We start from the raw sequence: 11,229 nt of genomic DNA on the forward strand, positions 1-11,229 counted from the left end.
GGCCGTGAACCGACCTGGACTGTCCGATGTCTGGCCGCTGTCGCCGATGCAGCGCGGCATGCTGTTCCACGCCTTGTTCGACGACGCGTCGGCGATCGACGTCTACCGGGCCCAGCTGGTCTTCGAACTCACCGGGGAGGTGGACCTCGGCGCGCTGCGCGCCACGGCCCGGACGCTGCTGCGCCGGCACCCGAACCTGCGCGCCGGCTTCCGGACCGTCAAGTCCGGCGAGTCGGTGCAGGTGATCCCGCGCGAGGTCGAGCTGCCGGTGCGCGAGGTCGATCTCAGCTCCGAACCCGAGGCGGAGCGGGACCGGTTGGCGTCGGAAGCGCAGCACGAGGAATGGTCGCGGCGGTTCGATCTGGCCGTCCCGCCGCTGCTGCGGCTGGCCGCGATCCGGCTCGGCGGCGGGCAGGCCCGGGTGATCCTCACCTTCCACCACATCCTCTCCGACGGCTGGTCCACCTCGATCCTCGCCAAGGAGCTGCTCGACCTCTACCGGCGCGGCGGCGACGACGCCGGACTGCCGCCGCCCCCGCCGTACCGCGACTACCTGGCCTGGCTGGCCCGCCAGGACAACGGCGTCGCCAAGGCGGTGTGGCGGGAGCAGCTGCGGGGCGTGGAGCCGACGTTGGTCGCCCCGGCCGACGTCCACCGCGTTCCGGTCGATCCGGACGAGGTCCGGGTGGAGCTGCCCGCCGAGCTCACCGCCGGGCTCCAGGCCTTCGGCCGCGAGCACGGCCTGACTGCCAGCACCCTGCTGCGCGGGGCGTGGGCGATCCTGGTCGGCACGCTGACCGGCCGCACCGACGTGGTGTTCGGCAGCACGACCGCCGGCCGGCCGCCGGAGATCCCGGGCATCGAGACGATGGTCGGCCTGTTCATCAACACCCTTCCGGTGCGGGCCCGCTGGAGTCCCGCCGAGCCGCTGTCGGACCTGCTCGTCCGCCTCCAGGACGAACAGACGACGCTGATGGCGCACGAATACCTGAGCCTGGCCGAGATCCAGCACCTCGTCGGCGCGCGCGACCTGTTCGACACCCTGATGGTCTTCGAGAACTTCCCGGCCGAAACCCCCGGCTCCGCCGCGTCCGCCGGGCCGGAGCTGGGAGGCGGCCTCCGCCTGACCCGGACGGCCGGCCGCGACGCCACGCACTACCCGCTGGCGCTCCTCGCCACGCTGCGCGCGCTGCGGCTGACGTACCAGCCTGATCTGTTCGACCGGGCCACGGCGGAGGGTCTGACGGCGCGGCTGATCAGGGTGCTGGCACAAATCGTGCGGGACGCCTCGGTGTCGGTGGGAGACGTGGACGTCTTGCTGCCGGGGGAGCGGGAGTGGTTGCTGGCCGACGCCGGCGTGGGCGGGGCTGAGGCCGCGGGGGCCGGCTCCGAGACGGTGGTGGGTCTGTTCGAGGCGCAGGCGGCGCGGACGCCGGATGCGGTGGCACTGGTCTATGAGGGTACTGCGATCACGTACGCGGAGCTGGCGGCGCGGGTGAACCGGCTGGCGGTTTTGTTGCGGAGCCGTGGTGTGGGGTTGGAGTCGGTCGTCGGCGTGCTGATGGAGCGCTCGCTGGATCTGGTGGTGGTGTTGCTGGCCGTATTGAAGGCGGGTGGGGCGTATCTGCCGGTGGATCCGGAGTATCCGCCGGAGCGCGTCGGGTTCCTGCTGGCGGATGCGGCTCCGGTGTGTGTGGTGACGACCAGCGAGTTCGTGGGGTCGGTGCCGGAGGAGTCGGTGGAGTGTGTGGTGGTCGACGATCCGGCGGTGGTCGAGGAGCTGGCGGGCTTGGACCCCTCGTCGGTGCCCGACGCGGGGCTGTCGCCGTCGCATCCGATGTATGTGATCTATACGTCGGGTTCGACGGGTGTGCCGAAGGGTGTGGTGGTGGCGCATGGCGGTGTGGTGAACCGTCTGGCGTGGATGCAGGGGTTGTATCCGTTGTCTGATGCGGATCGGGTGGTGCAGAAGACTCCGTTCGGTTTTGACGTGTCGGTGTGGGAGTTCTTCTGGCCGTTGACGCGCGGCGCGGGGTTGGTGGTGGCGCGGCCGGGCGGTCATCGCGATCCTGAGTATCTGGCGGGGCTGGTGGTTGACGCGGGCATCACGGTGGCGCACTTCGTGCCCTCGATGCTGGAGGCCTTCGTGCCGTCGGCGGGGGTATGCGGCGGGCTGCGGGTGGTGTTCACCAGTGGCGAGGCGCTGGGCGCCGGGGTGCGCGACAGGTTCCTCACTCAGCTTCCTGATACTCAGTTGTTCAACCTGTACGGGCCGACCGAGGCGTCGGTGGACGTGACCGGGACGCGCTGCACCCTGCAGGACGGCCCGGTCGTCTCGATCGGCGGTCCGCTCCCCGGGGTCCGGGTGTTCGTGCTCGACGACCGCTTGCGGTTGGTGCCGCCGGGAATACCGGGCGAGCTGTACCTGGCCGGGGTGCAGTTGGCGCGGGGCTATGGGCGTCGGCCTGGGCTGACGGCGTCGCGGTTCGTGGCGTGCCCGTTCGAGCCGGGGACGCGCATGTACCGGACCGGGGACGTCGTGCGCTGGGACGCCGAAGGACGGCTGGACTTCCTCGGCCGCAGCGACGATCAGGTCAAGATCCGCGGGTTCCGCGTCGAGCCCGGCGAGATCGAGGCGGTCCTGGCCGCTCACCCGGGCGTGGCCCAGGCCGTGGTGCTGGCCCGCCAGGACGAGGGATCGGACAAGCGCCTGGTCGCCTATCTGGTCTCTGCTGACGACACTGCGGTCGCCGTCGACACCGATGCCGCCGTCGATGTCGCCGCAGTGCGCGAGTTCGCGGTCGGCAGGTTGCCGGAGTACATGGTCCCGGCCGCGTTCGTCGTGCTGGACGCGTTGCCGTTGACGGTGAACGGCAAGCTGGATCGGGCCGCGTTGCCCGCTCCGGACTTCGCCGCACTCGCGACCGACCGTGCTCCGCGTACTGCGCGCGAGGAGATCCTGTGCGGGCTGTTCGCGGACGTGCTCGGTCTGGAGCGGGTCGGCATCGACGACGGGTTCTTCACCCTCGGCGGGGACTCCCTCACCGCGATGCGGCTGGTGGCTCGGATCCGCACGGTGCTCGGCACGGAAGTGCCGATCCGCACCGTGTTCCAGTCCCCGACGGTCGTCGCGCTGGCCGGTCGCCTGGACGAGGCCGGGATACCGCGCACCGCCGTGACGGCCGTCCGGCGCCCGGAGGCGCTGCCGTTGTCCTTCGGCCAGCAGCGCATGTGGTTCCTGCACCGGTTGGAGGGACCCAGCGCGGTCAACAACATCCCCTGGGCGGTACGGCTGTCCGGGGAGCTGGACACCGTCGCCCTGCAAGCGGCCGTGACCGATGTGGCCGTCCGCCACGAGACGCTGCGCACCGTCATCGCCGAGACCGACGGGGCCGCCAGGCAGCTGGTTCTCGACCCTGGCACGCCAGGCGCCGTGCCGCAGGCGACGACGCGTGAGGTGAGCGCGGCGGACCTGCCCGGGACGGTCGCCGAACAGCTGGGCCTGCCATTCGATCTGGCTCACGAGGTGCCGTGGCGGGTGGGGCTGCTGCGGACGGCGCCGACGGAGCACGTGCTGGTGATCGTGGTGCATCACATCGCGTCGGACGGCTGGTCGATGAACATCCTGGCCCGCGACCTCTCCGCCGCCTACGCCGCACGCCTGCACGACCGCGCGCCCGACTGGTCGCCGCTGCCGGTGCAGTACGCCGACTTCTCCCAGTGGCAGCACGAGCTCTTGGCGGGCCGGCAGGATCCGGAGAGCGTGTTCGGCCGTCAGCTGGCGCATTGGCAGCACGCCTTGGCCGGCCTGCCGGAGCAGCTGGCGCTACCCGCGGACCGTCCGCGGCCCGCGGAGGTCACGCATCAGGGCTCGACGGTGCACTTCGAGGTCGACGGACGGGCACGGCGCGGGTTGGCGGGGATCGCCCGCTCGTCCGGGGCGACGTTGTTCATGGTGGTCCAGGCCGGGTTGGCGGTGTGGTTGTCGCGGTTGGGTGCCGGTGAAGACATTCCGTTGGGCTCGCCGATCGCGGGGCGTACGGATGCCGCGCTGGACGATCTGGTCGGGTGTTTTCTCAATACCCTGGTACTGCGTTCCGACCTGAGCGGGAATCCGACGTTCACCGAGGTCGTGAAGCGGGTCCGGGAAGCCGACCTCGCCGCGTACGCCAACCAGGACCTGCCGTTCGAATACCTGGTGGACGTCCTGCAGCCGGTGCGCTCGCTGTCCCGGCATCCGCTGTTCCAGGTGGGTTTCGTGCTCCAGAACGCGCCGAAGGCGGGCCTGAGCCTGCCGGGGCTGGAGCTGAGCGTGCAACCCCTGGAGTCGGACGTCGCCAAGTTCGATCTGTTCGTGCACCTGTGGGAGCGATCGGAGGAGGACGGCGGCGGTCTCAACGGTCTGCTGGAGTTCAGTACAGACCTGTTCGACCGGTCCACCGCGCAGAGTCTGGCCGCGCGGTTGATCAGGGTGCTGGAACAGGTGGCTGCGGATGCCTCTGTCCGCGTGGCCGATGTCGACGTGCTGTCGGCCGGGGAACGGGAGTGGTTGCTGACCGAGGCCGGCGTGGGTGGTGCCGAGGTTGCGGAGGCCGGCTTCGCGACGGTGGTGGATCTGTTCGAGGCGCAGGTGGCGCGGACGCCGGACGCGGTGGCGTTGGTGTGTGAGGGTGTTGAGCTCTCGTACACGGAGTTGGACGCGCGGGTGAACCGGTTGGCGGCTCTCCTGCGGGGTCGTGGTGTGGGGCTTGAGTCGGTCGTCGGCGTCGTGATGGAGCGCTCGCTGGATCTGGTGGTGGTGTTGCTGGCTGTGGTGAAGGCGGGTGGGGCGTATTTGCCGGTGGATCCGGAGTATCCGCCGGAGCGGGTCGGGTTCCTGCTGACGGATGCGGCCGCGGTGTGTGTGGTGACGACGAGCGCGTTCACGTCATTGCTGCCGGACAGCCCGCTGGCGCGCGTGGTGGTCGATGACCCGGCGGTGATCGAGGAGTTGGCGAACGGCGTACCGCTGTCCGGCGAACTGTCCGGCCGCCTATTGCCGTCGCATCCGATGTATGTGATCTATACGTCGGGTTCGACGGGTGTGCCGAAGGGTGTGGCGGTGGCGCATGGCGGTGTGGTGAACCGGTTGGCGTGGATGCAGGGGTTGTATCCGTTGTCTGATGTGGATCGGGTGGTGCAGAAGACGCCGTTCGGGTTCGACGTGTCGGTGTGGGAGTTCTTCTGGCCGTTGACGCGGGGTGCGGCGTTGGTGGTGGCGCGGCCCGGCGGTCATCGCGACCCCGAGTATCTGGCGGGGCTGGTGGTTGACGCGCGGGTGACGGTGGCGCACTTCGTGCCGTCGATGCTGGAAGCGTTCGTTCCATCGGCGGGCCGCTGTACGGGATTGCGGGCGGTCTTCGCCAGTGGTGAGGCATTGGGCGCGGGCGTGCGTGACAGATTCCTTACTCAGCTGCCGGGGACGGAACTGTTCAACTTGTACGGGCCGACTGAGGCGTCGGTGGACGTGACCGGCGTGCGCTGCACGGTTCAGGACGGTCCGGTCGTGTCGATCGGCGGTCCGCTGCCTGGAGTGCGGGTGTTCGTGCTCGATGAGCGGTTGCGGTTGGTGCCGGCGGGGGTGCCGGGTGAGTTGTATCTGGCCGGGGTGCAGTTGGCGCGTGGGTATGCCGGGCGTGCCGGGTTGACGGCGTCGCGGTTTGTGGCGTGCCCGTTCGAGCCCGGGGCCCGGATGTATCGGACCGGAGACCTGGTGCGCTGGGGCGCCAATGGCCAGCTGGACTTTCTCGGCCGTAGCGACGATCAGGTCAAGATCCGTGGCTTCCGGGTGGAGCCCGGCGAGATCGAGGCCGTCATCGCCGATCAGCCTGGTGTGGCGCAAGCTGTGGTGCTGGCTCGCCAGGACGAGGGATCGGACAAGCGTCTGGTCGCCTATCTGGTCCCCGCCGACGATTCCGTGCTGGACGGTGCGGCAGTGTTGAAGTCCGCGGCCGACAAGCTGCCGGACTACATGGTGCCCGCTGCGGCGGTGGTTCTCGACGCCTTGCCGTTGACGGTGAACGGCAAGCTGGATCGGGCCGCGTTGCCTGCTCCGGACTTCGGGGCGCTCGCGACCGACCGTGCTCCGCGGACGGCGCGCGAGGAGATCCTGTGCGGCCTGTTCGCGGACGTGCTCGGTCTGGAGCGGGTCGGTATCGATGACGGGTTCTTCACCCTCGGCGGGGACTCGCTGACCGCGATGCGGCTGGTGGCACGGATCCGCACGGTACTCGGCACGGAGGTGCCGATCCGCACCGTGTTCCAGGCCCCGACCGTGGCGGGCTTGGCCGCCCGGCTCGACGAGGACGCGACCGGGGTCCTCCGCCCGCGGCTGCTGCCGGCCGCGCGGCCCGGCACCGTGCCGTTGTCGTTCGGCCAGCAGCGGATGTGGTTCCTGCACCGGCTTGAGGGCCCGAGCGGGGCCTACAACATCTCCAGTGTCCTTCGGTTGCACGGCGACGTGAACGCCGCCGCGCTGGACGCGGCGCTCGGGGACGTCGCCGCGCGGCACGAAGCGCTGCGCACGGTCTTCGCGGACCTGGACGGGATCGGATGTCAGACGGTCCTGGACTGCGACATGCCGGGTGCCGTACCGCGGCTGACAGCACGCGAGGTGAGCCAGGCGCAGCTGTCCGAGGAACTGTCGAGGATCACCGATCAGGGCTTTGATCTGACTCGTGAGGTGCCGTGGCGGGTGGCGTTGCTGGGTGTGTCGCCGACGGAGCACGTGCTCGCGATCGTGGTGCACCACATCGCGGCCGACGGCTGGTCGGTCGGTGTGCTGGCCCGGGACCTGTCCGCGGCCTACACCGCACGGCTGGACGGCCGGGCGCCGGAGTGGCCGCCGTTGCCGGTGCAGTATGCCGACTTCACGCTGTGGCAGCGTGGTCTTCTCGACCGTCACGCGGACCGGGAGAGCCTGTTCGAGCGTCAGCTGGCCTACTGGAAGGAAGCGTTGGCGGATCTGCCGGAGCAGTTGGAGCTACCGGTGGACCGGCCACGACCGGTGGAGGTCACGCATCAGGGCTCGATGGTCCACTTCGAGGTCGGTGCCCGGCTTCATCAGGACCTGGTGCAGGTGGCGCGGGGGTGTGGCGCGACGCTGTTCATGGTGGTCCAGGCCGCCTTGGCGCTGCTGTTGTCGAGGCTGGGCGGTGGCGAGGACATCCCGCTGGGCACACCGATCGCCGGGCGCACCGATTCCGCGCTGGACGATTTGGTCGGCTACTTCCTCAACACCCTGGTACTGCGCACCGATCTGAGCGGTGATCCCACCTTCGCCGAGCTCGTCGCCCGCGTGCGGGAGACCGACCTGGCCGCCTACGCCAACCAGGACCTGCCCTTCGAACACCTCGTGGACGTCCTGCAACCGGCCCGCTCCCTGTCCCGGCACCCCCTGTTCCAGGCGGGTCTCGTGCTCCAGAACGCTCCGAAGGCGGGCCTGAGCCTGCCCGGGGTGGATCTGAGCGTCGAGCCGCTGGCGCTGAAGATCGCCAAGTTCGACCTGTTCGTCCACCTGTGGGAACGCTCGGACGGCGACGATGGCGAGGACAGCGAGGACGGTGCGGACAGCGGTCTCAATGGTCTGCTGGAATTCAGCACCGACCTCTTCGACCCGTCGACCGCGCAGAACCTGGTGGCGCGGTTGATCAGGGTACTGGAACAGGTGGCCGCGGACGCCTCCCTCCGCGTCGCGAATGTCAACCTGCTGCTGCCGGGGGAGCGGGACTGGCTGCTGACCGAGGTCGGTCAGGGTGCGGCGGACCTCGGTGCCTCGACGGTGGTCGGCCTGTTCGAGGCCCAGGTCGCGCGGACGCCGCAGGCGGTGGCGGTGGTATGTGAGGGCATTGAGCTCACCTACGCGGAGCTGAACGCCCGGGTGAATCAGCTGGCGGGCTTCCTGCGCGGACACGGGGTGGGCGCGGAATCGGTGGTCGGGGTGGTGCTGGGGCGCTCCGCCGAGCTGGTCGTGTCCCTGTTGGGGGTGTTGAAGGCCGGCGGGGCGTATCTGCCCGTGAATCCGGAGTATCCGGCTGAGCGGATCGGGTTCATGCTCGACGACTCGGATGCGTCGCTGGTCCTCACGGACGCGGCGGGAGCCGCTCGGATGCCCGGGATCAGCGCGCGGGTGATGAGCCTGGACGACGCGGCGGTGGCCGAGGCCCTGGCCGCGCAGCCGACCGGGGACCCCCGAGCGTCCGCGGATGCGGGGGATCTGGCGTATCTGATTTACACCTCCGGCTCGACCGGCGTCCCCAAGGCCGTCATGGTCGAACACCGCGCTCTCGCGGAGTATCTGCGGTGGGCGGGTGCGCAGTACGGTCCGGGATCCGGACGCGGTTCGCTGCTGTACTCCTCGCCGGCGTTCGATCTGACGATCACCGCGCTGTTCGTGCCGCTGGTGTGCGGCGGGTGCGTGACGGTGGTGGCGGAGTCGGGGGCCGAAGCCGTGGCCGCGTCCGCCGGCCGGCTGTCCACGTCCCGGATCGGGATCCTGAAGACCACCCCGGCGGCGCTCGAAGCCATGCTCGACGGCCTCGCCGAGGCCGAAGTCGGGACCGGAGCCGAGGTCGTGGTGGTCGGCGGCGAGGCGCTGCCGATCGACCTGGCCCGGCGTGCGCACGAGCGCTGGTCAGCGGCGGTGGTCAACGAGTACGGTCCCACGGAGGCGACGGTCGGGTGCGTGGTGTACCGGCTCGACGAGCGACCGGTGCGTGGGTCCGGCATGCCGATCGGGCAGCCGAGCCCGAACATGGGCGTGTTCGTGCTCGATGAGCGGTTGCGGTTGGTGCCGGCGGGGGTGCCGGGTGAGTTGTATCTGGCTGGAGTGCAGTTGGCGCGCGGCTATGGGCATCGTCCCGCGCTGACGGCGTCGCGGTTCGTGGCGTGCCCCTTCGAGCCGGGCGCCCGGATGTACCGGACCGGAGACCTGGTGCGCTGGGACGTCGATGGGCAGTTGGTGTTCCTCGGCCGCAGCGACGATCAGGTCAAGATCCGCGGGTTCCGGGTGGAGCCCGGCGAGATCGAAGCGGCCCTGGCCGCTCATCCGGGGGTGGCCAAGGCCTTCGTCCTGGCCCGTCGGGACGGTGGGTCGGACAATCGTCTCGTCGCGTACCTCGTCCCCGCCGACGACACGGTGCTCGATGTCGCCGCGGTGCGCGAGTTCGTCGCGGCCAAGGTGCCCGATCATCTGGTCCCGGCCGCCTTCGTCCCGGTGGCCGCGTTGCCGTTGACGGTGAATGGGAAGGTGGATCGGGCAGCGCTGCCCGCCCCGGACTTCGCCGCGCTCGCCGTCAGCCGTGACCCGCGCTCCGTGCGCGAGGAGGTTCTGTGCGGCCTGTTCGCGGACGTGCTCGGCCTGGACCGGGTCGGGATCGACGACGACTTCTTCCACCTCGGCGGCGAATCGCTGCTGGCGATGCGGCTGGTCGCGCGGATCCGCGCGGCGCTCGGCGTGGAGGTCGCGGTCCGGGACGTGTTCCTCTCCCCGACGGTGGCAGGCCTGGCCGGGCATCTGGACGGGTCCGGCGCGGCGCGGCCGGCACTGCTGCCGCTGGACCGTCCGGACCGGATCGCGTTGACGCCTGATCAGCGGCGTCTCTGGACGGTGAATCAGCAGCCTGGGTCGCGGGCGGGCGACAGCGTGCCCGTGACCGTGCGACTGACCGGCGACCTGGATCTGGCCGCCCTGCGGTCGGCCGTGGCCGATGTGGCCGGGCGGCACGAGTCCCTGCGCACCGTTTTCGCCGGCGCCGGGACGAGCGCCTACCAGGTGGTGCTGGACGCCGCCGCCGCCGGGGCGGTCCCGGTCCCGACGGTGCGGGCGGTGACCGAGCCGGAGTTGGCCGAAGCCCTGGCCGACGAGCTCGCCCGGGGCTTCGATCTGTCCGCCGAGGTGCCCTGGCGGGTCGCCGTGCTCCAGCTGGCACCGGCCGACCAGGTCCTGGCGATCACGGTGCACCACATCGTCTCGGACGGCTGGTCGGTCGGAGTGTTGAGCCGCGACCTGTCCACCGCCTACGCGGCGCGTTCGTCCGGCGGGAAGGCTCCCGACTGGTCCCCGCTGCCGGTGCAGTACGCCGACTTCGTGCTCTGGCAACGCGATCTGCTCGACCGGCGGGACGAGCCCGGCACTCTGTTCCATCATCAGTGGGCTTACTGGAGCCGGGCGCTGGCCGACCTTCCCGAGCCGTTGGCCCTGCGCGGCGCCGAAGCGGGGCCCGATCCCGACCGGCCGGACTCGGTGCTCACGTTCACCGTGGACCCGCAGGTCCATCAGGGCGTGCTCTCCCTGGCCCGAAGCGCGCACTGCACGCTGTTCGTGGTCCTCCAGACGGCCTTGGTGGCCGCTTTGGCACAGGTCGGAGCCGGGCGGGACATCCCCATCGGCTCCGCGTCGGCGGGCCGCTCCGACGAGGCGGTGCACGATGTCATCGGGCTCTTCGCCAACATGCTGGTGCTGCGCACCAAGGTGGACGGCGACCCGACCTTCGCGGAACTGATGCGCCGGGTACGTGACACGAACCTGGCCGCGAACCTCAACCAGGATCTGCCGTTCCACCTCCTGGTGGACGAGCTCACCCCGACCCGCAATCCGCCGTTCCAGGTGATGCTGAGCCTGGAGGGCTTCCTCGACTTGCCCTGGGATCTGCCCGGCCTCCAAGCCGTTCGTGCGCAGCGGCTCGGCCGTGCGGCGGCCGGCGGCCGGACCCCCGGCCTGTCACTGGTTCTGCACGAACAGCAGACCGTTGACGGCGGCCCCGGCGGGATCGAAGCCCTGGCCCAGTTCGCACCGGACGTCTTCGACCGGCCGCTGGTGCGGCGTCTGACGTCCACGCTGGTGGAGCTGCTCCGCAGGGCGACGAGAGAACCGGCGGTGCGGTCGGGCGACGTCCCTCGGGCATGAGGACATCGACGCGTCCGCACCGCCGGTCGACGCGCTTCAGGATCCGACGATGGAATCAGGGCGCTGAGCAGGACGTCGTCGGCCTGCCCGGCCCGGTGGGATCACTCGTCGTCGAGGGCGATGAGCACACTGACGATGGTGATGGCGTGTCCGCAGTTCGGACAGCAATGGGCCGTACCGAGCTCCAGAGCGCTGCTGAGCGGAGGGCTGTCGGGGGCTGTGCTGCCGGGACCGTCGGGGGGTGTCGGGTCCGGGGCTGCGGCCGTTCCGCTTCTCGCGTGGAG

At 70.5% G+C, this 11,229-nt stretch carries 1 protein-coding gene and 1 pseudogene; one reads left to right on the forward strand and one right to left on the reverse strand.

Annotated features, from left to right (window positions below):
* The first annotated feature begins 4 nt into the window (after positions 1–4).
* Positions 5–10,945, forward strand: coding sequence for a non-ribosomal peptide synthetase (locus GWK61_RS05720; protein ID WP_194905705.1), 10,941 nt, complete (start codon positions 5–7; stop codon positions 10,943–10,945).
* A gap of 101 nt (positions 10,946–11,046) precedes the next feature.
* Here GWK61_RS05720 and GWK61_RS56045 read toward each other — a convergent pair.
* Positions 11,047–11,229 (reverse strand): annotated as a pseudogene (locus GWK61_RS56045) (hypothetical protein); the annotation flags it as partial.

Source organism: Catenulispora rubra (assembly GCF_015356825.1).
Lineage (GTDB): Bacteria > Actinomycetota > Actinomycetes > Streptomycetales > Catenulisporaceae > Catenulispora > Catenulispora rubra.